This is a genomic window from Ruegeria sp. YTSC192 (assembly GCF_059609705.1).
This window is the reverse complement of record NZ_JBXWMG010000002.1, coordinates 293,428-318,318: the sequence shown is the minus strand read 5'-3', so window position 1 is coordinate 318,318 and position 24,891 is coordinate 293,428. Positions and strand designations below refer to the sequence as shown.

General features: G+C 53.2%; 21 protein-coding genes. 15 read left to right on the top strand and 6 right to left on the bottom strand.

Going from position 1 to position 24,891, the window contains the following annotated elements:
* The first annotated feature begins 163 nt into the window (after positions 1 to 163).
* A complete protein-coding gene (locus tag AC2FD8_RS04820) occupies positions 164 to 973 on the top strand; it encodes an AAA family ATPase (protein WP_496874286.1) in 810 nt (269 codons plus the stop codon).
* Between the two features lie 102 nt (positions 974 to 1,075).
* Here AC2FD8_RS04820 and AC2FD8_RS04815 read toward each other — a convergent pair whose 3' ends face one another.
* Both AC2FD8_RS04815 and AC2FD8_RS04810 read right to left on the bottom strand, forming a co-directional pair.
* Positions 1,076 to 2,719 (bottom strand): LCCL domain-containing protein, encoded by a 1,644-nt coding sequence (locus AC2FD8_RS04815; protein WP_496854289.1) that lies wholly within the window; start codon positions 2,717 to 2,719, stop codon positions 1,076 to 1,078.
* Positions 2,720 to 2,722: 3 nt separating this feature from the next.
* Entirely contained in the window at positions 2,723 to 4,156 is a 1,434-nt protein-coding gene (locus AC2FD8_RS04810; protein ID WP_496854288.1) for a peptidoglycan-binding domain-containing protein, read from the bottom strand.
* A gap of 381 nt (positions 4,157 to 4,537) precedes the next feature.
* Here AC2FD8_RS04810 and AC2FD8_RS04805 point away from each other — a divergent pair, with 381 nt between their 5' ends.
* From AC2FD8_RS04805 to AC2FD8_RS04765, 9 genes are all read left to right on the top strand, one after another.
* Positions 4,538 to 5,140 (top strand): recombinase family protein, encoded by a 603-nt coding sequence (locus tag AC2FD8_RS04805; protein WP_367646783.1) that lies wholly within the window; start codon positions 4,538 to 4,540, stop codon positions 5,138 to 5,140.
* A gap of 788 nt (positions 5,141 to 5,928) precedes the next feature.
* The gene (locus AC2FD8_RS04800) at positions 5,929 to 7,494 is read left to right on the top strand and encodes a DNA cytosine methyltransferase (RefSeq protein WP_170329291.1); all 1,566 of its coding nucleotides are present in this window, start codon (positions 5,929 to 5,931) and stop codon (positions 7,492 to 7,494) included.
* Complete coding sequence (locus tag AC2FD8_RS04795; RefSeq protein WP_496854287.1) at positions 7,491 to 7,919, top strand: very short patch repair endonuclease; 429 nt, start codon at positions 7,491 to 7,493, stop codon at positions 7,917 to 7,919. The genes AC2FD8_RS04800 and AC2FD8_RS04795 overlap by 4 nt, the downstream gene beginning before the upstream one ends.
* A complete protein-coding gene (locus AC2FD8_RS04790; protein WP_496854286.1) occupies positions 7,912 to 9,393 on the top strand; it encodes an ATP-binding protein in 1,482 nt (493 codons plus the stop codon). Before AC2FD8_RS04795 ends, AC2FD8_RS04790 begins: the two co-directional genes overlap by 8 nt.
* Positions 9,390 to 12,044, top strand: coding sequence for a Z1 domain-containing protein (locus tag AC2FD8_RS04785; protein ID WP_496854285.1), 2,655 nt, complete (start codon positions 9,390 to 9,392; stop codon positions 12,042 to 12,044). Before AC2FD8_RS04790 ends, AC2FD8_RS04785 begins: the two co-directional genes overlap by 4 nt.
* Positions 12,034 to 13,005, top strand: coding sequence for a PD-(D/E)XK motif protein (locus AC2FD8_RS04780; protein ID WP_170329287.1), 972 nt, complete (start codon positions 12,034 to 12,036; stop codon positions 13,003 to 13,005). The genes AC2FD8_RS04785 and AC2FD8_RS04780 overlap by 11 nt, the downstream gene beginning before the upstream one ends.
* Positions 13,005 to 15,065, top strand: coding sequence for an AIPR family protein (locus tag AC2FD8_RS04775; protein WP_496854284.1), 2,061 nt, complete (start codon positions 13,005 to 13,007; stop codon positions 15,063 to 15,065). Before AC2FD8_RS04780 ends, AC2FD8_RS04775 begins: the two co-directional genes overlap by 1 nt.
* 841 nt (positions 15,066 to 15,906) lie before the next feature.
* A complete protein-coding gene (locus AC2FD8_RS04770; protein ID WP_170329285.1) occupies positions 15,907 to 16,218 on the top strand; it encodes a hypothetical protein in 312 nt (103 codons plus the stop codon).
* A 122-nt stretch (positions 16,219 to 16,340) separates the two neighbouring features.
* Positions 16,341 to 16,613 carry a pyocin activator PrtN family protein gene (locus tag AC2FD8_RS04765; protein ID WP_496854283.1) on the top strand — a complete coding sequence of 91 codons (273 nt, stop codon included), beginning with the start codon at positions 16,341 to 16,343 and terminating at the stop codon, positions 16,611 to 16,613.
* A 75-nt stretch (positions 16,614 to 16,688) separates the two neighbouring features.
* Here the strand turns inward: AC2FD8_RS04765 and AC2FD8_RS04760 are convergent, their stop codons facing one another.
* Positions 16,689 to 17,780 (bottom strand): tyrosine-type recombinase/integrase, encoded by a 1,092-nt coding sequence (locus tag AC2FD8_RS04760; protein WP_170329283.1) that lies wholly within the window; start codon positions 17,778 to 17,780, stop codon positions 16,689 to 16,691.
* A 99-nt stretch (positions 17,781 to 17,879) separates the two neighbouring features.
* On the opposite strand from AC2FD8_RS04760, the gene dusA reads away from it, so the two are divergent.
* From dusA to AC2FD8_RS04745, 3 genes are read left to right on the top strand one after another with little or no spacing between them, the layout of a single operon-like run.
* Complete coding sequence (dusA, locus tag AC2FD8_RS04755; RefSeq protein ID WP_496854282.1) at positions 17,880 to 18,890, top strand: tRNA dihydrouridine(20/20a) synthase DusA; 1,011 nt, start codon at positions 17,880 to 17,882, stop codon at positions 18,888 to 18,890.
* 38 nt (positions 18,891 to 18,928) lie between these two features.
* A complete protein-coding gene (locus AC2FD8_RS04750; RefSeq protein WP_496854281.1) occupies positions 18,929 to 19,753 on the top strand; it encodes a sulfite exporter TauE/SafE family protein in 825 nt (274 codons plus the stop codon).
* Positions 19,747 to 20,532 carry a hypothetical protein gene (locus AC2FD8_RS04745; RefSeq protein ID WP_496854280.1) on the top strand — a complete coding sequence of 262 codons (786 nt, stop codon included), beginning with the start codon at positions 19,747 to 19,749 and terminating at the stop codon, positions 20,530 to 20,532. Before AC2FD8_RS04750 ends, AC2FD8_RS04745 begins: the two co-directional genes overlap by 7 nt.
* Before the next feature lie 539 nt (positions 20,533 to 21,071).
* On the opposite strand, the gene AC2FD8_RS04740 is transcribed toward AC2FD8_RS04745, so the two are convergent.
* The 3 genes from AC2FD8_RS04740 to ccmI are packed head-to-tail and all read right to left on the bottom strand — an operon-like array spanning position 21,072 to position 23,007.
* Complete coding sequence (locus AC2FD8_RS04740) at positions 21,072 to 21,302, bottom strand: DUF1289 domain-containing protein (RefSeq protein WP_496854279.1); 231 nt, start codon at positions 21,300 to 21,302, stop codon at positions 21,072 to 21,074.
* 17 nt (positions 21,303 to 21,319) lie between these two features.
* Positions 21,320 to 21,784 (bottom strand): Holliday junction resolvase RuvX, encoded by a 465-nt coding sequence (ruvX, locus tag AC2FD8_RS04735; RefSeq protein WP_496854278.1) that lies wholly within the window; start codon positions 21,782 to 21,784, stop codon positions 21,320 to 21,322.
* Complete coding sequence (gene ccmI / locus AC2FD8_RS04730) at positions 21,781 to 23,007, bottom strand: c-type cytochrome biogenesis protein CcmI (RefSeq protein WP_496854277.1); 1,227 nt, start codon at positions 23,005 to 23,007, stop codon at positions 21,781 to 21,783. The genes ruvX and ccmI overlap by 4 nt, the downstream gene beginning before the upstream one ends.
* Before the next feature lie 175 nt (positions 23,008 to 23,182).
* Between ccmI and AC2FD8_RS04725 the strand changes: the two genes are divergently transcribed.
* Positions 23,183 to 24,427, top strand: a complete 1,245-nt coding sequence (locus AC2FD8_RS04725) for a sarcosine oxidase subunit beta family protein (RefSeq protein WP_496854276.1) — start codon at positions 23,183 to 23,185, stop codon at positions 24,425 to 24,427.
* 76 nt (positions 24,428 to 24,503) lie between these two features.
* Entirely contained in the window at positions 24,504 to 24,833 is a 330-nt protein-coding gene (locus AC2FD8_RS04720) for a sarcosine oxidase subunit delta (RefSeq protein WP_496854275.1), read from the top strand.
* Positions 24,834 to 24,891 lie beyond the last annotated feature (58 nt).

Here is a 24,891-nt window from a genome sequence, read left to right as displayed (position 1 = left end):
CCGATGACATCATGCGATTGTTCCGTGATGCTGATGTTCAGAGTTACACGGTAAGCGAGTGACATGGCAGGACACTGGCGCGATCCGCCGTCGCGCAAAGAAAATTATCGAAGCCCGTGGCAAGTATTCTCAAGGTCGGCATCTGTCCCGAGCTGACAGAAAGATGTTGCGGCCTGCTATGAATGGCGTTGCGGTAGGTGGCCCGTCAACTGAACATCAAGTCGATGAAATCGCAGCATTGCTGTATGATGAGTTGCCTTGGATGCAGCGGGTTATCCATGAAATCTGGTTGGACATGCGCCACAATGTCATTGAGCATGGGCCAGGTTTGAGATTGAGGCCGACGCTATTGATTGGCGGAGCTGGGTTGGGGAAAACTCACCTTGTTCGTCGGGTTGCAGAACTTTCTAATCTGCCGGTTGTTCACATTGATGGAGGCGCAAGTTCAGAAGGGTTTCCTGTTGCGGGATTGAGCCGAGGCTGGGGTGGTGCCGAATGTGGACGACCTCTGAAAACCATGCTGTCTACAAAAGTGGCGAACCCGGTGGTCGTCATCGATGAAGTCGACAAAGCGGGAACTGCCTTCGGTACTAGTGGTCACAGCACATCCATGCATTCTGCTTTGCTGGGCTTGTTGGAACCAGTGTCGGCTGTTGATTGGCACTGTCCATATTTCCAGGTTGGTGTTGATATGAGCCGGATCAATTGGTTGATGACGGCGAACGATGCAAGCGTTCTGCCGACTTTGCTCCGGTCCCGTGTACGTACAATTTACGTCGATCCGCCGAGCGGAACCCAATTGGCGAGATTTATTGAAAATGAAGTCGTCAGACGTTCCTTGCCTGAAGACTGCGTGGATCAGATTATCCATGCTATCCAGAAGCCCATCAGGAACAAAGCTGTCAGCGTTCGGTTTGTCGTCAAGCTTCTTGAGGAAGTGCAAAGGTTGGAGACATTGCCGCCAAAACACTAAACAATGAACGCAACCGGTGAGCTCAATCTCTGGGGCTTTCGCTTACTTTCCATTGGCGCTCTCGTATTTGTAGCGGTTGAACGCTACATGGGCAGAATAGAGTTATCTATTTTGGAATGGATTACTCCAGGCAACCAATGCATCAGAGAGGTAAGCATATCCATCCTTCAACCCGTTTAGCGACATTTCTGCAATCTCGACCTCTCTCGGAGAGAGCTCGATTTCGCCGCGCCTGTGAGAGACTAGCAATGATTGTAACGCCATTTGTTGCTCCAGATTGGCGTCCAGTTTTTCAACAATACTCTGATGCTCGACCTCAAGCTCGCGCATTTCACGAGATACTTCAGCTATGCGACTGCCAGTAATTTTGGCCGATGTTCCGATGGCAGAAATTGGACCACTTTGTCCGTATGAAACACCAATTTCAGCACCATCTAGAAGGGTGCGGGCAAAAACATAATTTAGTGATCCTTTACCCAGAACCTCAGCGAAAGTATCGTCCACTACCGAAACGACCGCGCTCGTTATCGCCGACGTAATTACACCCCGTCCCATGCCTGCGAAGTCATTGTTTTCAAACATCCTTCGAAAAACCCTTTCGGATCGATTGGGGTCAAAGAGAATGGCCAAGGGTTCCAAAAGAAACCGCTCGCTGGTAATTCTTGTGGTTCCCTGATGGACCGCTCCACGAAGTGTGTAACGCATTATAGCAAAATAGACGTCTAAATAGCTGTTCAGCAAATGACTGGGAACGTCTTGCATGCTGGCGAGGAATTCTCGCTCAAAGACCATTCTCTTTTGATCTATGAACAAGTCGATTTCATCTTCTTTCAACCCAATCAACACGTTTGCCAGATCTTGGGATCCGCTGAGAATTCTTCGTTTCTCAGTACCCGATTCTTTAATCCAAACAAAATCTGATTGGACAGTTGGTGGTTTCTTCAAAGGTCCGAAAGTCTTCCGATAAAGACCGATTACCCATGAAGTCAGCGGTCGCCCTTCGCGCGGGCGAGTGATTTTCATGGAGCGCGGTGAAATTATCATCTTACCGGTTACTTTTCTCCAAAATCGATCCTCAAAAAGCCAATACCCCTCGAAATTTTTTTCATCACCGGAAGTTAAAGAAAAAAGTGCTGCCCCTGGTTCGTGGACATAGTAACTCTCTTCTTGTCGACTGGGGTGCATAGAACCTGGAATGCCTCTGAAACTGCCAAGGCTGATCAGCAATTGACCGTCAAAGTAGAAAGCTTGCTCCCCTCCAGCTGTCGTCCAAACTCCAATCAGTGAACTCAATAGTGTTTGAGGTGCTGGCAGAAACTTGATTGACGCCCGCATCGACGCAATATCTGCTTCCGTACGCAGTCGCTTCAGAGTGAATCCTCGACCTTGCTTGGATTCCCGGCTTGTAATTCCATTTCGCTCGACGGCCGCAAATTTGCCTGTTTGGACGGCAGGTGTTATCCAGAGTACTCCTCGCCCGTTCCAATCCAGTAAGCCAGCATGCGCTGCTGCTTTGCAAATGCTGGATCCTTCTGCATAAACCAAATCTCCGTACAATCGACCACCTTTGTTCCAAGCGCACTCACAAATGTGAAATCGAGGAGGAGTTGAATATACGCCACAGGGCTCAAACCAGTTTTCGGGAATTTCTGCCGCTGCCTGTAATTTAAAAAGAAAAACCCAAAGAATGAATGAAGGCAACCAGCGCTGTGACAGCTGAAAAATATGAAAACAAGAAGATGGCATCACTTAAGGTTGCCATCCCTGTTTTTCGTTAGGGTGCTCAATCTGACACCAGGTTCCTATCGCAACTTTCTTGCAGTACTTTCCGTTGGAGGCTTTCGACCATCCAGCTGGTAACGAATTTGAGTTTGTTTGTGCGCGTTTTGTGTTTGACTGCTTTTTCCAAGAGGTATAAGCAAATTCACTTTGAGCCTTCAGTTCCCGCACTTCTTCGTCGTTGAGATACCCCGAAACGACAAAACGATTCACCGATTGCCAATCAGAAATGGCCGCTCTGGTCGCGGGGCCAAATACTCCATCAACCCCTTTAGGATCATATCCCAACAATTGTAAACGACGTTGCATTTCTCTTCTATTACTTCTGGAAAACCCTAAAGCCGCCTCACCCGCCTCCGCGTTGGTTACGACTTCCTTTTTGGCAGGGGTAGTTGGTTCGACTAATGCCGCTGAAGGTTCTTCTCTAGTAAAGCGAATCTCGTACTCGTGCGTGCCGCCAAAAATGTCTCCATTTCGATTGTAATAATATGCACCAAAGGACAGGTTGGAAAGAACTCGGTTGGGCTTTTCCTGTGTATAAAGAAACGCGGTAAAGGTCATGGGAACCGCAACATCGTTTCCATCAACATTTTCCTGGCAGGAAAATGTCAATACCGCCTTTGTTCCTGAGGTCGGTGATCTTGGCCAGTTTGACATGTCCGGGCACTCCAAAACATGTAGAACCTTGTTTTGGTAATTTATCACATTGATCGTATTGCCGCTAAAAAAGCCAAAAGCGAAATCCAATTCTTCTTCAATTTGGTTCTGCACTGAGTTTAAGTGCTTTGTCCGTTCATTGTAGTCTTGTACCGCTATGTCGACCAAACGGGTGTGCAAGGGTGATCCTACAATGACTGATGATGGGCCAATGTTGTCGCGTCCAATGAGGCCATCTAGAGCATCAGCTTCGAGATCTCCCTTAAACTCAAAGCCATCTATTAGTTCAAGAAATGTAAGCTCACCTTTGACTTGGATTTCTGAAAGTGATCCCATGTCCCTAGGCGCAAACTCCCAGTTCAGCCAGATACCTTCACTGGTTACGGCTTTTAATGCCGTAAGCACAGATGAGTTCACTTGGTTGGCAGGCACACCCTTGCTTTGGATCAATCTGGCTAGTTCGGGAAAGCCCTTCGTTCCTGAATAAACGATTTTTGTCAGTTCCGCCGTGGCTATGAGAGAAACTCGACCTTCTCCGGCAACCTGCCCTTGGAAGGCCTTAAACTTTAGCTCTTTCACTTTGAGCAGACCTTTGAACTCGGCTTCAATGAACGGGACAAGTTCGTTTTCTGTAGGCAGTTCTTGTGCGTGAAGCGGATTAAAGGAAAGAACTACTATGAACATAGACAGCAGGTATGTTCCTAGCCCGCGGCAAATATATCTCTGTTCGGAGAGTCTGACTTTCATAAATGCCTCCAACTACGTTTGGTGTAGAATCGAACTTACGAATAGAATGATCCCCACATCAAATGTGACGATAAATCATTTTAGGATTCTTGGCTGGACATTTTCAAGGCATCACCCGCGGCGGTTCGTTTGGTTGTGACCACCGTCAAAACACTGATACGAGCTATGTGCGTTGTATTGTTGTCTCAAAAGCCGTATTGCCTCGCTCCTCAAAGATACAAAAAGTCAGTTTGCGTCTTTGATGTTCAATCAGAGTGGACTCTAAGACGACACAACGACCGAACTAAAAATATGCTATTTTGTGTCAAAAAAGAGTTGTTTTCAAATCAGATTAACACTTTTCGATTATACTCTAGAGGTAAACTGAACAAGGGGTATTCAGTGGGTAGAAAAATCGGTTATCGCCGTGTGAGTTCCGAGGAGCAGAACCTTGATCGTCAAGATCTCAGCTTTTGTGATCGTGTTTTTGAAGAGAAGCTTTCTGGAGGCTCCACGAAGCGTCCTGAGCTAAAGAAGATGTTGGATTTTTTGTGGATGGGCGATGAAGTCCACGTCTGGTCAATTGATAGGTTGGCCCGTTCGATGTCCGACCTCCTTGATATTTTGCAAGCGATCAGCGAAGCGGGCGCAAGTTTGCACTTCATCAGCGAAAATCTGAAATTTTCGGGTAGTCCAGATCAGGATGATGCTGTCGCAACATTGCAGTTGCATATGCTTGGTGCCTTCGCGCAGTTTGAGAGATCAATCATCCGGAAGCGGCAGATGGAAGGCATCGCCAAAGCCAAGGCTGCAAAAAAGTACAAAGGACGAAAACCCTCGGTGAATCGCGAAGATGTAAAGCGTCGGCTGGAGTTGAAGTTGCCGGTTTCTCAAGTTGCGAGGGAAATGCAGATCTCTCGATCTACTGTCTATGCTATCGCCAAAGAATTGGGGTTCCAAGCCAGACCAGGTATGTTGGCCCCTGAACAAATAAAGCGAGAGTAAGTAGGTAAATTTCAAGTTTAAAGTGTTTGTATTTCTAGAAGTTTCGACAACCTGAAGCCTATGGCTGAGCGGCCGAAACGAAAGAATGAAAATGGGATACATAACAATTCCGCGACAGGTCTAATCAAATAGGATGCCAGTGTAAAGACATCGCGAGAGATGCCCGCCCAGCATTCATCTATTGGCTTATCTAGGTAGAGACGGCTCGCCCTATACTTTCTGCCTCTGATTGGTTTAGGTTCTTAAAAAAAACGAAGCAGAATCCAAGAGTCTCCGGTGTCTCAATCTATGAATAACCTTGCCTCTTTCATATGGTCGCATGCAGACCTTCTCTGCGGTCACTTTCGCCAGAGCCTGTATGGTAGAATATTCGACGTCAGCGCCTACCGGACAGATATGGGGGATTGGGTGCTGGAGGACATTGCTTCCCGGCAATGATGCTGATGTTCCTTCCACAGGAGCAGACTACCCGCAACAGCGAAGTATTTAGCAGTCTTAAGGTAAAACAGATGGTTGCGACTTTCCAGTTATGTCCAATTTGTCCATTGTGGCCAAAGTTCGAGGGCGATTAAGGCACATGAAACTCGTGTCTGCGAGGGAGGCGAAGAACTCGGTTGGAAAGCTCATTGTTGATGCGCCCGTCGCGCCTGTTGCTATTGAGAGGCACTGGCGACCGCTCGAAGTGATATTTGGCATGGACAGGTTGGAAAAAATGAAATCAAGCGGGCAGGGCCGGGTGCAAGATCGCCATAATGACAGGGTGCTTAGACCAACTTCACCGCAGCAACATGAAAAATAAGGCTAAGACCGTGCAGGTCACATATCCAATCATCGACGTATTCGCGGGTCCGGGTGGGCTCGGGGAAGGGTTCGCGTCCCTTACCGCTGATGGCGAAACAAGACGATTCACAGACGCGCTTTCAATTGAGCGGGATGAGTATGCCCACAGCACGCTTCTTCTGCGTCACTTCTTCAGACAATTTCCCAATGGTGAAGCACCTGAAGATTATTACGCCTACCTGCGCGAAGAAATCGACAGGGGCGAGCTGTTTCGGCGCCATCCGGAGGCCTTCAAATCTGCTATGAGCAGTGCTGTGAAGCTCTCACTTGGGCCCGAAAATCACACGAATGTCAGTAATTTGATCAAGGGCGCTCTTGCCAAGAGAAAGGACTGGGTCCTTGTTGGAGGGCCGCCGTGCCAAGCCTATTCCCTCGTAGGTCGCTCGCGGATGCAGTCTGATCCCCGCTTCGAAGATGACGAACGTCACTTCCTCTATAGAGAATACCTGCAAATCATTGTTGACCACCGCCCGCCAGTCTTTGTCATGGAGAACGTCAAAGGCCTTCTCTCAGCCCGCGTGCGTGGAGAGCTGATGATCAACAAAATACTGGATGACCTAGCTCAGCCGGTGTCTGCGCTTAGCCGCAACAAAAATGGCCTACGATACAATCTGTATTCGCTCTCTGACTCTGATGAGCCGAAAGAAGAGGCTGACCCACGAAGCTTTCTTGTGCGCGCGGAGGAGTATGGTGTTCCTCAGGCACGGCATCGAATGTTCATTGTTGGTATCCGCGGTGATATCGACGTCCGTCCTGAGGCGCTATCGCCACACGTGGCTCCCACCGTACGTGAGACCATATCTGATCTTCCTGAGGTTCGCAGCGGTATATCAAGACAGAAAGACAGCTATGAGGCGTGGAGCAAGGCTGTTGCTCAGCTTTCAAAAATTAGGCTAAAGCGTCAGCTGAACGGCTCACCTTTTGCTGAAGACATCATTGAGCGAATTAAAGAGCTGGCTGCTAACGGGTATACGACCGGAGGCCGCTCATCATCGAGATACAGGGCGCCAAAACAGACCGACCACGCGTCGATTTCTATGTTAGGCGACACACGCCTCGGCGTTCTAACCGGGCACGAAGCACGCTCTCACATGAGCACAGATTTACAGCGCTACGCGTTCGCCACAGTGTTCGCGGAGTTTAATGGGAGAAGTCCAAAGCTATCGGATTTTCCGGAAAAGCTGTTGCCGGATCATCGGAACGTCGAGCTCGGCAGAGAAGGTAAAATGTTCTCTGATCGTTTCCGCGTTCAAATGCCGGACAGTGTCGCGACGACTATCACCTCGCACATTTCAAAAGATGGTCACTACTTCATCCACTACGATCCGAAGCAGTGCCGAAGTCTGACTGTTCGAGAAGCCGCGCGACTTCAAACCTTCCCAGACAACTATAAATTCGAGGGTCCGCGAACCGCGCAATACCACCAAGTTGGCAACGCTGTGCCGGCATACCTCGCTAAGCAGATTGCCGCGATAATCGCTGATGTGCTCGACAGAGCCGGAGAGATTGCATGATGGCGGATCGCATCTCGGCAGAGCACAGAAGTTGGAATATGTCTCGAATTCGAGGAAAGAACACGAAACCGGAACTAGTGCTGCGATCACTCATGCATCGCGCCGGTTTTCGCTATCGACTACATGATAAAATGCTTCCCGGAAAACCTGACATTGTTCTGCCGAAGTACAAAACAGCTATCTTTGTGAACGGCTGCTACTGGCATCGCCATTGGGGTTGCTCGAAGGCGACAACACCAAAGACAAACACTGTTTTCTGGACAAGGAAGTTTGAAGAGACCGTCGAGCGTGACGCACGAAAGAAATCCGAACTAATAGAGAGTGGCTGGCGTGTAGTTACCGTCTGGGAATGTGAGCTGGAGAACGATCCGGTCAGTGTTGTCGAAGGTTTGCGCAGTCAGTTGAAAGGGGGGGCTGATGGCTAGAGAGCATCGTCTGCCTCCAAGTGCTTCATCCTTATCCGCATCGATGCGAGACCTGGGCTATTCGCTTGAAACGGCGATTGCTGATCTCGTTGACAACAGCATTTCCGCAGAAGCAACCTCGGTCGATATCTTCTGTGATATGACGCAACAGAACCCAACGCTATGCATCATCGACAATGGCCGCGGTATGGACGAAGCAGGCATATTAGATGCTTTGCGTCACGGCTCAAAGAATCCTTCGGAAACCCGCTCACCAAAGGATCTTGGTCGTTTTGGTTTGGGACTCAAGACAGCCTCATTCTCCCAGTGTGAAAGACTCACTGTAGTCAGTAACGATGGTGGCGGGCTGCACGCAGCGGAATGGAACCTCGACACCGTTCACAGGAAAGATGACTGGCTTATCGCGATCCTTGAACCTGAAGAGATCGCAGAACTTCCATTTCAGGAGTTGATCACCGGAAAGGGAACGGCAGTCGTTTGGCGCAACCTTGATCGACTGTTTGAAGATGAGACCGGAGCCAAACGCGACGAGATTGTCAACGAGAAGCTCGATGTTGTCGAGAAACACCTGTCGCTGGTGTTTCACCGATTTCTGAGTGGCGAGGTGCGTGGCCGGAAGAAGCTCTCTCTTTCCCTCAACGGTCACCCTATCGAGGCTTTTGATCCGTTCTGCCGAAAGAACTCAGCGACACAGATGCTGCCGGAGGAGGTTGTCCGCATTGGCGGTGTGGCTGTTCATATGCAGCCTTACATCCTCCCTCACCACAGCAAACTGAGCGCAAATGAGTACGACTTTTATCAGAACCGCAGCGACTTCATCTCGAACCAAGGCGCTTATGTGTACCGGGGCGGACGGCTCATGGCCTGGGGCGACTGGTTCAGACTAATTCCCAAAGGAGAAGCCACAAAGCTGGCCCGTGTGCAGATAGACTTTCCCAATAGTCTTGATGAGATGTGGACCATCGACATTAAGAAGTCACGAGCGCGCCCTCCAGCGCCGGTCAGAGCCCGGCTGCGCCAGATCATCGATAAGGTCTCGACACGTAGCACAACAGTGCATCGCGGTAGAGGGAAGAAGCTCTTTGATGAGATCAAGGCGCCAGTCTGGGAGCGATACGCTGATCAGGGAAACATCCGATATGCACTGAACAAGGAACATCCGTTGATTGACGCGATTCGCTCCGAACTGAGTGATGAGAATAGTCGCCGCCTTTCAACGCTCATAGAAGCGATCTCATCATCGCTTCCGGTAGAAATGATCTACTCGGATTTCTCGACCCATCCGCGCGACATCGATCAGAACAAAACCACACAGGATGAGATCAATGAGCGCCTAAGTGCCTTAAAAGAATGCCTTTTTGGAGATGGCGAATTTGATGTCGAGAGCTTCAGAGAAGTCATGCGTTCAACAAGGTTCTTCGAAGGATTTGAAGATGTTGCAGAAGAATACATTGCGAAAGAGCTGAAGAAATGAATTTCAATAAGGTCGAAAGTCAGAAGAATTTCACGAGTGCGCTTATTTCAGCGCTATCGCTGCTGCCGGAGACGCCAACGCGCGAGGAAGTTGGAGAACGTGCAAAACAGCTTGCTGCTGCATTTAGCTATGATGGCCCGCTGGAAACCGTCATCGAAGATGCCCTCATCGCCGTGGACTCGCGTATGGGCGCTGGCGTTTCCCTCGTCGATGTCGAAGCTGACCACGACGATGAGTGGGTGTATAAGCGCGATGATATCACTTGGACATATTCTGATGCCTATGAGGAGTATCTGAAAAAGGAACAGATGCATCCAACTGTTGTTCGCTCCCTTAGTGATGTCGGAACCAAAATTCTAGGTCATTTGCAGGACCCGATTAGCGAAGGAAAATGGGATCGTCGAGGTCTTGTTATTGGGCACGTACAATCAGGTAAGACCGCAAACTACATGGGCGTAATCGCCAAGGCTGCCGACGCCGGTTACAAGTTCATTATCGTTATCGCCGGTATTCACAACAACCTGAGAAAGCAGACCCAGGAACGCATTGACGAAGGGTTCGTTGGACGCTCCAGCGATCCGGAAGACCGCAAGAGAGTTGGCGTCGGCCTGACCCCTGACTATCCGCATCCTGCCACGCTCACAAACATCAATGATGACTTCAGTAAAAAGACAGCCAACCAAAGCGGATGGAAAATCAACGATCTGAACAAGCCGACCGTCCTTGTCATCAAGAAGAATGTTAGCACACTGAAAGCTCTTCATGTCTGGCTCAAGGAGATGAACGCGCAGGCGGATGGCGTGATTGGCGATGTTCCAATGCTCATGATCGACGATGAGGCCGACAACGCCTCGATCAATACCAATAAGCCCGAACTCGATCCCACTAAAACGAATGCGATGCTTCGGAAGATCCTCGGCCTCTTCGCGAAGTCCTGTTACGTTGGCTACACCGCTACACCATTTGCAAACATCTTCATCAATCCGGATTCTTACGATGAGGAAGCTTATGAGGAGCTGTTCCCGCGAGACTTCATTGTCAGTCTTGATGCCCCCAACACTTACTTCGGGCCGGATAAGGTCTTCCTTGACGATATCAGCAGCGCAAGGACTGTGAGGCCGATCTGGGATTGTGAAGAGTACCTTCCCTTCTCTCATAAAAAGGATGATCTGGTCCCTGAGCTTCCACCCAGCCTCTATGAAGCGATTGATCAGTTCATTGTTGCAAAAGCTATCCGCAATCTGAGGGGACAGGTTAACAAACATTGCTCAATGATGATCAACGTATCACGATTTGTAGCAACGCAGAATACTGTGCGGAATTTCGTGAGCCTTTATGAGAAAAAAGTCAGAGAGGCGGTGAAAGCAAATTATGCGATGCCGGATTCGGTATCGCAAAAGAATGAAGTCATGATTTCATTGAAGGCTTGCCTTGATAAAGAGTTCTCTGACTGCGGTTTCACATGGTCTGACATCAAAGTCGCCCTGAACGATGTCTTCGACAACCTTCGTATCTTCGTCGTGAACAGTAAGTCCGATGAAGCACTCGACTACAAAAAGTACGAACGTGATGGGAACAGCCTTACCGCCATCGCTATTGGCGGTCTGAGCCTCTCGCGTGGCCTGACCATCGAAGGCCTCACCGTGAGCTATATGTACCGCAACACGCGTATGTATGACACGCTCATGCAGATGGGGCGTTGGTTTGGTTACAGACCAGGTTTTGAAGACGTGTGCCGGGTCCATTTGTCCCCGGACTCAATCAACTGGTATGGCCACATCGCTGAAGCTTCGGAAGAGCTACGACAGCAGATCAAGAGAATGCGACGCGACAGAATGAGTCCGCAGCAGTTCGGCCTTTATGTGAAGGCTCATCCTGACAGGCTACTTATTACTGCCGCCAACAAGATGAGGGCAGGTGAGAAAATCACTGTAAACCAAAACTTTAGCGGGAAGATTGTTGAGAGTAGCCTTTTGCCTACAGATAGTAAGGTCAATAAGGAGAACGAGGCTCTGATTGCTGAATACTGGAAGAAGAAATTCGGCTGTGACGCATTGGAGGAGACCGGGAAGGGCTGGCTTGCAAGAAATGCGAAGATTTCGGAGATAGAAGAGTTCCTTACTAAGTTTCGGAGCCACCCCGACTTTGCAGACCGGAAGGCCGCTGCACTGAGTTACCTGCGCGCTCTTTCAGACAAATACGATGCCGGAGATGTCCTGCTGATTTCAGTTTCATCCAACGGCGAGGACGCGGACAACCACACACTCGGAACTCAAGAACGTAATAGCGCACGTCGCGATGGTGATGCTTGGCGAACAAGCAAGGATCGTGTCGCTAGCCGTGGAGACGAGAAGCTTGGACTCTCAACCGCACAGCGCGATGAAGCTGCTGCACTAGCTAAAGAACTAGACAAGGACAAAAGGCCGTCCGACTTCCATTTTCGCTCTGTGCGCAAGAAGCCTTTGTTGATGCTTCACGTTCTTGGGCCGGTTGGGAATGATACCAATGCCCGTGTGCCAGCGTTCGGCCTTAGTTTCCCTGATGGTCACTACCAAACTGAAGTTGAAGTCGTTGCAAACCAGGTGTGGATCGAACGTATGCAGGGTGGATCGTTCGATACGCCCGACGAAGAGGAAGATTATGACGAGTAACAAGGCACCATGGGATGAAATGAAGACCCCGGACAAAGACTACACTGTCCGCTATGTGACGGCCCCGGGCGACGTCACCCTGTGCTGGGGCAAAGACGTGCAGGGACAGTGTCTGTTCATAGTTCAGCTTGCGGGTGATCACACGGAACAGTTCCGAAAGAACGCCACCACCGTGAACGGTATAGAAGTGGATCTACGCCAGTTGCCGGAACCCGGCAAACAGGGCCTGATCCTTACCCTCGAAAAACACGTGGATCGCGATCTCTTCCACGGCCTTTGTCAGACGCTGATTGGGAATCTCGATGGGATTTCTGATCCTGCCGCAGCGTTGGGTGTCGCCCTGAACCACATCAAGCGTTGGAAGGCTTTCCTTGCAGGCAAGCGAACGCGGGTTCTATCGGCGGAAGAGGTAAGAGGCCTTTTTACTGAGCTGAGTTTCCTCCGACTTCTCAAGGAAAAACACCTGACCGATGCTCAAGCGGTTGAAGCCTGGTGCGGTCCTGATCGCACACATCAGGACTTCATCTTTGGCGATACAGCGGTCGAGGTGAAGTCGATCAGTGGTCGGGATCGGAGCATAGTGCGCGTCTCTTCTGAAGATCAGCTGGAGACCGTCTCAGAGCACCTCTTTCTCAAAGTCTACCGCCTCACGGAGGCACCTGACGGAACTCCCGCCCAGTCACTCAACGAGCTGGTGTCGGTCATCGGACATGAACTGAGCGACGCCGAAGCAATCGAAGACTACTGGCGAAAACTGGCGACCTACGGATACGTGGAGATGAGGGAATATGATAACCCGAAGTTCCTCGTGAACGACTCGAACGCCTACCGCGTAGCTGATGGCTTTCCTCGGCTGGTGAGATCGGAACTGCCGGACGGCGTTGTTGATACGAAGTACAGTCTCCAGCTGGAGAAAATTGCGACGTTCGAGTGTAACCAGAACGAGATTTGGGGGAGCTGATGGAACAGACAGCCCCAGAATTTTTTCATGATTTTCGTCAGGAGCTTATGGCGGGAGCTGAGGCTCACGGAGCATTTCAGCTCTCCGAATTCATGGAGGCATTCTCAACCGAGTTAATCGAAACCGGATTCATCGAGGGTTTCGAACTCTGCCACTACAGAGCGCAGCGCGGAATGCGCGTTGACGGATACTGGTTCAATGATGAAGGCGCACTTGATCTTTTCGTTGCAGACTTTGACTGTCGCGATGAGCTCCAGTCGCTGACGCAGACAGATGTGAGTGCTTTATTTAAAAGGGTGGAGAACTTCTTCGAAGCAAGCCTCTCAAAGCGTTTCTTTAACGACCTTGATGAAACCACCCCTGAGTACGGACTGTCCCGGCAGATATCGGATCGCAAGGCCCTGATTCGTAAGGTCAACTTTTTCCTCGTATCCGAGCGCGCGCTGAGCGACCGCATGCGGAGCATTGAAGGTCGGCTGGTCTGCGATATCGAGGCAACATATCACATCTGGGACGTATCGCGCCTGCAACGCCAGCGCAGCTCCCGCGGTCACAAAGAAGCGCTGGATATCGATTTCAAGGAAGAATTTGGAAGTGGGTTGAACAGCCTGCCAGCACACCTCGGCTCCGGCGCCTATCCGTCATACCTTATAGTTATGCCCGGAGATGTGCTTGCAGCACTGTACGGCAAGCACGGGGCACGCCTTCTCGAACAAAACGTGCGCTCTTTCCTCCAGGCACGCGGCAAAGTGAACAAAGGTATCCGCACGACGGTACTAAACGAACCAGGGATGTTCTTTGCCTATAACAATGGCATCACGGCCACAGCTCAGGAGGTAGAGGTAGAGCAAGGCGACGAAGGACTGGAAATCGTTCGCATCAAGGACCTTCAGATCGTCAATGGAGGACAGACCACGGCCTCGCTCTTTCATACCAAGAGACGTGACAAGGCAGCATTGGATGGTGTGTTCGTTCAGATGAAGCTCTCGGTCATCAGTCCGGAAGACAGTGAGATCGTTGTTCCGAGAATTTCGGAGTACGCCAATACTCAGAACCGCGTGAACGCAGCCGACTTTTTTTCCAACCACCCCTTCCATGTTCGGATGGAAGAATTCTCACGGCGCATCTGGGCACCGGCTCATAGTGGCGCCATGCGTGAAACCAAGTGGTTCTATGAGAGAGCCAGGGGGCAGTACGCTGACGCACAGTCCAAGTTGTCGCCGGGCGAGCAAAAGCGCTTCAAGGCTGAGTATCCGAAACCGCAAATGTTCACCAAGACTGACATCGCAAAGTTTGAAAATGTCTGGGACGATCATCCCAAGTGGGTCAACCTCGGCGCCCAGAAGAACTTCGCGCGCTATGCCGCTCGTATAGGCAGAACCTGGACGAAAAACCAAGACAGCTTCAACGAACTCTACTTTCGACGCGCAATAGCCCGAGCGATCATTTTCAGGTGGACCGAGAAGATGGTCTCGGGCGAACCGTGGTACAATGGCGGTTACCGGGCCAACATCGTTGCCTATGCCATCGCGACGATCAACGAGCTATGCAAGCGGGCTGACAAGGTTGTCGACTTTCAGATGTGCTGGAACACTCAGGCGGTTTACGAGGAACTTGCAGAGGCTTTGCGCAAGGCCGCGAAGTTCGTGAACGATGACATATCGCAACCGCCTCAGGGGATTTCGAACATATCTGAATGGTGCAAGAAGGATTCCTGCTGGGATCGGATTCAAGGAAAAATTGACCAGCTGGAAAAAGACATCAGCTCAAGTTTCTTCAAAACCCTTGTCGGCATTGATGAACAAAAAGCCGAGCAGAAGCAGGCAAAGAAAACGCAACAGATCGATGACGGCATCGACGCCCAACGGAAAGTGCTCGAAGTTCCAGCCCAGAAGTGGAGCAAAATAAAACAAGTGGGAATCGAGAAGCGATTTCTCTCCGAAAAAGAGGTGGGCATCATAAAAGTTGCCGAGCAGATTCCTCAAAAAATTCCATCCGAGAAACAGAGTGAAGTACTTGTTGGAGTTCTCGAAAAAGCTCAAGCGGAAGGGTTACTATGAGTCTGTGGAATGGCTAAGTGCCCTGAGCCCCTTAATCGCCTCCAACTCTCTGTAGATTCCGTCCAGCTTAAGGACGGATAAACGAAGACGACTGTCTCCTGCGAACAGGACATTGGCAGGATCGTGGAGCACAAGGCGGGCGTGAACGCGCAGGCGCTTTGAAGTACTTGCCACGATTGTGGGTCGTTCTTTGTCAGGTGTGAGGATGGCGCGTAAACTGGACGCCTGATCAGGCGGCATTGCCAGCCCGATATGAAAGTCTCGAACACCTATTGTGATCGACTGCGATCCGAGAAGTGATCGCAAAACCAGTACTTATGAAGGTAATTCGGGAAGCTTTGAGCACCGACATGTCAGTTTTTGCTCTCATGAGTTAGTCTGCGGCCTATCTCCGAAATTTTCTGAAGACTTGTGTGTACCTCTAAAGGTTGATTTGCGCTGACTCAGTCATTTCTCGCCTCCAAGATGAAGTCACTTTCCCTAGTGGCAAGCAGTCGCCGCAGCGCCAAATCTGAAACATACATCACACCTCCGTGATTCGCCTTAAGGTAATAAAATTTTTGACTCGCGTCAGGTCACCTGTGGGAATGTCAACTAGGAAGCAAGAAAATGTGCCGCAGCTAGCGTGAAACGCAGGAAAATTTTTGGTTTGAGGTAATACGAGGCACCAGCGGTACATCCGGGAACATCAACTCAGGGTTGGGTTAGGCTTCTGATTTAAAAGGAAAAAAATTCTTGACCCTTGTTCTAAATACCGGATGAAGGGGCCCAGACAGATCCGAGCCAGAACTTGAACCGAGGTCTGCTAACCTAGCGTAAATGAAACGAAAGAGATCGAAGAATGAAAGATAGCTACTTGGTACAACCTTGTCGCAGAGAACTTTGGGCAGCATTCGATCATTTGATGAACACCGCTAAACAGCAGTCCAGCTCATCATTTGTTGCCAGAGACTTGCTCGTATACTCGCATTGCAGGGATAGCTTCGACATCGGTGGAACTTTCAAGTTCGACGGCCCAAATCGAGTAGCAGCGATTGCCGTCCTATTGCACACCATCAACGGCGGAGATGATCAGGAGTTCGGCAACTATTTGAAACATAATGATTTAACAGAGCTACCGTGGTTAAAGGATCGCGTTTGGGTCACTTGGTAGGACCTCGTTGTTTCGGAGTTCAGCCAGCAAGGCACGCCGACTGACGCGATTCTGGAACATGTCCCGAGCAGAAGCAGAACCTGAGCCGGTGGCTGCCTACAGCGACAAACAAAAATAAGAAAATGGAGCGCATATTGAATACACAGTTCCTATTGATGGCCAGATATGAGGGCGCAGCGATGATACCGGCGGATACGGTTCGCAAGGACTTTTTCCCCAACCTGACCCACCGGATTTTTCTCCGCAAGATCGCGGATGGTGACATCAAACTACCGTTGGTTCAGATGGAGGCGAGTCAGAAGAGTGCCAAGGGGGTCGATATTCGAGACCTTGCTTCCTACTATGACGAACGGCGAGACCAAGCCCGCCGCGAGTTCGAAAAGCTTCATGATTGAAGTCATCAATTTACGAAGGCTTGCAGGTAAAAACGTTTTGCACACGGTACATTCTTTGCCGGCGATAGATCGCTGCTACGTTACGGCTTCAATCCATTTCCAGTTTTCGTACTTGTCGCCGGTCTGGCGTACATGCGTGTAACGCTCAAGGCTCTTCCATGCCTTGTGTCCGGTCACAGCGGCGAGTTGAGGCACTGTCAGCCCCATTTCAGCTAAACGGCTAGTACCTTCGTGGCGCAGGTCATGAAAGTGTAGGTCATCTATGCCGAGGAACTTGCATGCCTCCGTAAACCGGCGACTGACCGTGTCCGAGTTGAATGGAAAAATCCGGTTCTGTTCTCGTGGCATGGCATCGATAATGGCGCGGCATGGGGCAGGTAGCTCCACCCATGTATCCAATCCGCGTTTCTCGCCCGGATTCTTCATCTTACGAACGAGGACTCTCTTGTGCTCAGGTTCGTAGTCGTTCCATGTGATCCGGCAAATCTCGGCCTGGCGGCGAGTGCTGAAAATCGCGAACGCGGTTACGATGTGCATGGGCATCGTGCGGGAATCTGCCTCCGTTGCCCGCTGAAAGTGAGTCATGAGCTTGTCCAGTTCTTCTGGCGAGGGGCGGCGTGTCCGTTCTTCAGGTTTACTGACAAATCCCATGGTCAAGCACACCTTTTGGGCGTCCTGCATAGCCAGCGAATTCAAAGGATAGCCCCAAAGGGGGCGAGCAGTCGAAAAGACGCCTGAAAGGTGTGAAAGGTAGTTTAGCGCTGTCGCCGGGGAATTCAGGCCGGGGCGCTTGTGCAGTTCTTTGACGAAGGCGACGATATGGTGGGACTGGATTTTGTCACAAGACATATTTGAGATATCGTATTCTTCCCTAATCGTTCTTAGTACTTGCGCCTTAGTCTTACCGATTTCTCGCATTGACTCCGCAATGTATTTGTCGATGGCGTCTCCAAGAGTAACTATCTTGTCTTTTCTCTTCTTAACTTCTCTCCCTGCCGCAATATCTGCATCGATTTCGGCCTCGCGTTTTTTTGCCCAAGCCGCCACTAGCTTCTGCTTTGCATCGGTCTTGGTTTCCTGATACCTCTCACCGTCAATCTTGCGAGTGATGATTGCTGTGTAGCTGGTTTTGCCGCTTTTCAGTGGGCGTGCTCGGATCGTTGCCAAGTCGTATGACTCCGTTGGTCTTAGTATGACTCTGAGACATACAAGCTGCCAAAATAAGTGTAAATGGCCCAGAATAGACTGAAATGTTGTTAAGTCAGTATGATAAATAATCCAACAAAAACAAATATATCATCATCGGCCCGTTTATCTGTCGCGCCGATGATGGATTGGACCGACCGTCATTGCCGGTATCTGCATCGGCTGCTGAGTGAGCAAACGCTGCTTTACACCGAGATGGTCACCGCGCCCGCGCTGGTGCGTGGCGGGGCGTTGCATCTGTTGGATTACAGCCCACAGGAGCATCCCGTTGCATTGCAGCTTGGCGGCTCGGACCCCGAGGAACTGGCGCAGGCGGCCCGGCTTGGGGCCGAGGCCGGCTATGATGAGATCAACCTGAATTGCGGCTGCCCCTCGGACCGGGTGCAATCGGGTACCTTTGGGGCTGTGTTGATGAAAGACCCCGCGCGCGTCGCCGATTGTGTGGCCGCCATGCGTGAGGCCGTCTCGGTCGACGTAACCGTCAAATGCCGGATCGGTGTGGATGAGCAGGAACCGCGCGACGTGCTGCCCGACTTTCTGGACAAGATACGGCAGGCGGGATGCCGACGGGTGACGATCCACGCGCGCAAGGCGTGGCTGCAGGGGCTCAGCCCGAAAGAGAACCGCGATATCCCACCGCTGGACTATGATCTCGTACATCAGATGAAGGCCGACTTTGCGGATATTCACATCTCGATCAATGGCGGCATTACCTCGTTGGACGAGGCGCAGACGCACCTGGAGGCCGGGTTGGACGGGGTGATGATCGGGCGGGCGGCCTATCACCAGCCCTCGGATATTCTGTCCGAAGCGGATATGCGGATTTACCAGAGTGGCAGCGCTCGGGACCCGATCGAGGTGGCCCGGCAAATGGTGCCCTATATCGAGCAGCACCTTGTCAACGGTGGTCGTTTACACCAGATCACGCGGCATATGCTCGGCCTCTTTGCCGGTCGCCCCGGCGCGCGGGCCTGGCGGCGCGCGCTGTCGGAAGGGGCGGTGCGGGATGGGGCAGGGCCCGAGGTGATGCTGAAGGCGCTCGATCACGTGGCGCCTCTGGCCGAGGTTTGAGCGAATGAAACCCGGTCTCTGACCGGTTTGGGGGGAAGATGCCCGAGACGATGTTGCTGGCCCAGATGCTGGGTCTTTTGCTTGCAATTGGCGCACTTGCAGGCGTTCTGGCGGGGCTTCTTGGTGTTGGCGGCGGTATCGTGCTTGTGCCTGCGTTTTTCTATGCGTTCCAAACCCTTGGGTATGGCGGGTCGCAGTTGATGCAGCTGTGTCTGGCAACCTCGTTGGCGACGATCATCGTGACCTCGATACGGTCGGTGCTGGCCCACAACAAGAAGGGTGCCGTGGATTGGCAAGTCCTGCGCGGATGGGGGCCGGGTATCGTCGTTGGGGCGATTATCGGCGTTCTGGTTGCCTCAGCGCTGCGGACAGAGGCCTTGCAGGCCTTGTTCGGCGTTTTGGGCATGGTGATTGGCGCGTATCTTGGTTTTGGCCGCTCGGACTGGCGCTTGGGGGATGCGATGCCCAAGGGGATCAAACGTGCGGTTCTGTCCCCATCCGTAGGCTTCCTGTCGGTGCTGATGGGGATCGGAGGCGGTAGTTTCGGCGTCCCCCTAATGAGCCTCTACAACACGCCCATCCACCGCGCCGTGGCAACGGCTGCAGGGTTCGGAGTGATCATCGCGGTGCCGTCCGTTCTGGGTTTTCTGTTTCTGGAGATTGCCCCTGAACACCGGCCGCCTTTGACGGTTGGGGCCGTGAACCTTGTGGCCTTCGGGCTTGTGGTCGCCATGACGATGATCACTGCCCCCTGGGGTGTAAAGCTGGCCCATGCGATGGACCCGAAGCCGCTTAGACGGGTGTTTGCGCTGTTTCTGACACTGGTTGCCTTGAACATGCTGCGGAAGGCGTTGGGATGGTAGAGGATTTCTGGGCGAAGGGTTGGGTCAAGTTTCCATTCGATCCGGTTCTGGCAGAATGGGTCGAACAGGTCCTACCTGCCGCGCAGCAATCGGTCACGTCCCCTGAACATGCTGAATGGCTGGATTGTGAGGGCACGTGGTTCATTGGCGTCGATGCTTTGCCCAATGATGAAATGGGGCGGGTTGGGTCGTCGAAACCGCTGTCCGGGATGGCTATGGATTTCATCTCCGCAAATCTGGCCAGATTGCCACTGCATCCCGGTCAAGTGTCGATTATCTATCCGGGGTATCCTCGTCCTCGGAAGGGCGAAAGCGAGGCCGCCGGGCGCTATAGGCGCAATCGCGACGCGGCGCATGTGGACGGGTTGCGACCTATGGGTCCGGATCGCCGTCGACGCGTGGATGAACCGCATGCGTGGATTCTGGGCATTCCCCTGTCGGATGCCAGCCCCGATGCCTCGCCCATGGTGCTGTGGGAGGGCAGCCATATCCCTATGGGCAAGGCTTTCAGAGCGGCGTTTGCGGATCAGTCCCAGACCGAGCTGAGTCAAGTTGACATAACCGACATCTATCAGGCGACCCGCCGCGAGGTGTTCGAGACCTGCCCAAGGATCGAATTGCCTGCCAAACCCGGAGAGGCCTATGTGCTGCACCGCCATTGCCTGCACGGGGTCGCGCCATGGCCGGATAGGGCGACGGCCGGGCCGGATGGCCGGATGATCGCGTATTTTCGCCCTGAATGTGCCAACGGCGTCGCAGAATGGATCGAAACAGGCTGAATTCTCAGATGGGCAGCAATTGGCCCCGTGTTTTCAGACTGACCGCGTCGGCCTCTGCCAATCCGGATGCCGCAATCTGCCGGTTTTAGGGTTTAAGAGTGCAATATCGTGTTGCTGAACCGACAAGGATACAAGATTACCTTGCGTCAGAGTTATTGATTGCTCAGTCAAATAATATACAACTGAGGGCGTTTTATCGTCGTTCCGGCTGAATACTCTTTGGCCAGACAGTGCCGCTGCGGGTCGCCACTCACTCACGGAATTGACTTTCGCCTTGCACTTTTAGGGGCGGGCGTCCGATCCGCAGCAGGCACATTTTGGGGTGGTCCTCCATGCCTCTCAAAGGTTCTAGATCGTCGATTTCAAACTTGCGCGTTCAGGCGCAGCCCGTGATCGTGCGACAGCACGATGGAAAGCCCGTCAAACATCCAAGAACCAGCTGGTCCGAATGTGCTGAGCCGTTCAGGGATGAGCTTGCGGCCGGTCATGAGGCAGGCGCAGCAAGGCAGAGCGTGAATGCAGCCTGATGGGCCGATCGATCAGCCTTTCAGCCGGGCCGAACGTCCGCCACGCCGTTTGGCGAGGCGCGGTTTGCGGGTGGGCAGCGCCTCCATGATCTCGGCGCGTTCGCTGCTGTCCATACGGGACCAGCGCGCGATCTCATCAAGGGTGCGATAACAGCCGGTGCAAATCTGTTCTGTCGGGTGAACAACACAGATTCTGACACAGGGGCTTTCGACCTCGTCGCGCTGCCAAACCATGTTCGTCATTCGTCGTCTCCGACCCGTTACAAAAAGCGCAGTCTGTCCAGCGCTCCTTGCAAGATATACCCGGCGGCGACGTGATCAATAACCTGTCCGCGACGTTTTCGTGTCGTATCCGCCTCCAACAGTGCCTTTTCTGCCGCAACTGTGCTTAGACGTTCGTCCCAAAAGCCGATGGAGCAGTCGGTCAGGCGGGTCATGTTTCGGGCAAAGGCGCGTGTAGATTGGCAGCGCGGCCCCTCAGATCCGTCCATGTTTTTCGGCAGCCCGAGGATGATGCCGCCAATCTCGCGATCCTTGATCAGCTCAAGCAAGCGTGCGGAATCGAGGGTGAATTTCTTTCGGCGCACGGTCTCCAGAGGGCTGGCCACCCCGCGCATCCGGTCCGAGACCGCCACGCCAATGGTCTTTTCACCCAAATCCAACCCCATCAGCGCCGTCATGGGCGACAGGGTCGCGGCAAAATCTTCAAGATCGTCGTGGATCATTGGGCAATTCCAGCTTGCAGTGCGGCAGCGTCGATCATCTCAAGCGCCTCGGGGTTGTCGGCAAAGACAGTCTCGGCCTCATTGCGGATGTCGATCGCGCGCTGGGCCTGACCCAATACGCCAAGCGCTGCGATCAGGCGCGCCCAGTCTTGAGGCGCGCCGCCCTCGGTCGCCAGACGATCAGACAGACCGTCGACCATGCCCTGTATCATCTCTTGCCGTTCTTCCGGGGTCAGCTCGGCCGCAGCGGCGACATCGTCCTGACTTGGACCGGGCTGGCCCAATGTGCTGGGATCGGGGCCGTTGAAGACGCCCGCGCGGAAGGCAAGCTCGTCCAGTTGGGCGCGAATGGCATCGGCCCAGGGTGCGCCTGCCGGCGCGTTCTGCGCGGCCTCGATCCAGACGCGATAGGCAAGGTCGGGGCGCCCGATCTGAGCCAGCATCTGCCCCCAATAGTAACGTGCCGGACCGTGCCGGGGATCGCGCTCTAACGCGGCGGCCAGCGCCTGTTCGGCCTCGGGTGAGACATAGCCACCTGCCGCAAGGATCATCTTTTCGGCCAGATCCGAGTAATCATTGGCAGTTGCGGCCTGACCCGAAAGCTCAACAACGCGCAGCTGCGCGGCATAGGCAGCCTTGAAATTTCCTGCGTTGGCTTCGTGTTGTGTCAGCAGGATATGTCCTTGCAGGTCATTCGGTCGGGCCGCAACCGTGTCTCGCAGTTGCTGCAGCAGCGTTGCGTAGCTTTCTTCAAGCTGTCGTGGCTGTGGCTGGGTGGCGAGGGCTTCGGCGTCTACTTGCGCCGGTCGGTTCGTGCGAACCTCCTCGGCCAGTGCCAGCCGTGCGGTCAGGGGTTGGTCGGGCAGGCCGACGGCACCGGTTCGACTATACATCGCCAGCGCGCCGCCGATCACGACCAGCATTACGATCGCGATGGTGGCGACGGAAATCGCGCGCGATGGGCCGGATGCAGACCGGTCGCCTTGCATCTGTGCATCCGCTGCCAGAATGCGACGCGAAACCTCGGTGCGGACCCTTTCGGCATCGGCTTCGCCGATAACTCCCCGGGCCAGATCGCGGTCAACGCTGGTCAGTTGCTCGCGGTAGACGCGCAGATCGTAGGCTGCGGTTGGTTCGTCCGCGCGACGGCCAAGCAAAAGCGTGTAGCTGAGGAACCCAGCGACAAGCAGTGCGATCAGACATGAAATGACCCAGAACGTCATGCTCTCTCCTGAATTTCCGTCCTGACTTAGACCTGCGGGCGGCCTAAAAAAAGGGACAAATGGCCGCGAATGTTCTACATGTCGCAATAGTGCTATATTGCGACGTTGACCGGCGTGGGTATACCCGGTCGAAACGGCATACATGCGCCAATCACCGAACCGGATGGATTCGCTTATGAAACACTATTCAGCCTTTGCTGTCGCGCGCGAAGCGTTGCGCTATCACACCGGATGGGAGCGCGCCTGGCGCTCGCCCGAGCCAAAGAAAAAATACGACGTCATCATCGTCGGTGCCGGGGGGCATGGTCTGGCGACCGCCTATTACCTGGGAAAGAATTACGGCATCCAGAATGTCGCCATCATCGAAAAAGGATGGCTGGGCGGCGGGAACACGGGCCGGAACACGACCATCATCCGGTCGAACTACCTGCAGGATCCTTCGGCGGCGCTCTATGAAAAGGCGCGGGGCCTCTATGAGGACCTGAGCCAGGATCTGAACTACAATATCATGTTCAGCCCGCGCGGCGTGATCATGCTGGCGCAGACGCAGCACGAGATTCGCGGCTATCAGCGCACGGCGCATGCCAACGCACTGCAAGGCGTGAAAACCGAGTGGATCGGGCCCGAACGCGTGAAAGAGCTGGTACCGATCATCAATCTGGACGGTCCGCGCTATCCGGTTCTGGGTGGCCTTTGGCAGGAACGCGGCGGCACCGCGCGTCACGATGCCGTGGCATGGGGCTATGCGCGCGCCTGTTCGGCGATGGGCATGGATATCATTCAGAAATGCGAAGTCACCGGCGTGCGCCAGGACAACGGCCGCGTTGTCGGTGTTGATACCACCAAGGGCGCGATCGATTGTGATAAGCTGGGGGTCGTGGTTGCGGGTCATTCCGGTCAGCTGGCCGAGATGGCGGGCTTCCGCCTGCCATTGGAAGCCGTTGCCTTGCAGGCTCTGGTGTCCGAGCCGATCAAACCCTGCATGGATGTGGTCGTGATGGCCAACACCGTGCACGGCTACATGTCGCAATCCGACAAGGGCGAGATGGTGATCGGCGGCGGTACCGACGGGTTCAACAACTTCACCCAGCGCGGCAGCTTCCACCATATCGAAGAAACCGTACGGGCATTGGTCGAAACCTTCCCGATGATCTCGCGCCTGAAAATGCTGCGTCAGTGGGGCGGGATTGTGGATATGACCGGCGACCGGTCTCCGATTCTGTCGAAAACGCCGCTGCAGGGCTGTTTCATCAACGCAGGTTGGGGCACCGGCGGCTTCAAGGCCATTCCGGGCTCGGGCTGGGGTATGGCACAGCTGATGGCCACAGGTCATTCACCGCTGACCGAGGCATTCTCGCTGGACCGCTTCCGCGAGGGCCGCTTCATCGACGAAAGCGTCGCCGCCGGGGTGGCGCACTAAGGGCTCTGCCCGAGGTGCCCACAATACAGAATTCTGGTCGGCCCAAGTGCCGACCGACCGACAAAAGGATGACCATATGCTGATCCTGAATTGCCCCTATTGCGGCGTGGACGCAGAAGAAACCGAACTGGCGGCTGGTGGCGAAGCGCACCTGAAGCGCTTTGGCCCCGGCTCGTCGGATGACGAATTCCACGACTACCTGTTCATGCGCGAAAACCCCAAGGGCGTTCATTTCGAACGCTGGCGCCATGCCAATGGCTGCGGCAAGTGGTTCCACGCCGCGCGCTGCACACAAACGCTCGAAGTCTTCGGCACCTACACCGCCCAGACCTCAGAGCCACCGCAAGAGATCAAGGACGCCATCACCGCCAGGCGTCCCGGCTGGACATGGAGAGAACTCTCCTGATGCTTCATCTTTTCGAAAATACTCCCGCCGGAGGCTCCGACGCCTCCACCTGCGAAAG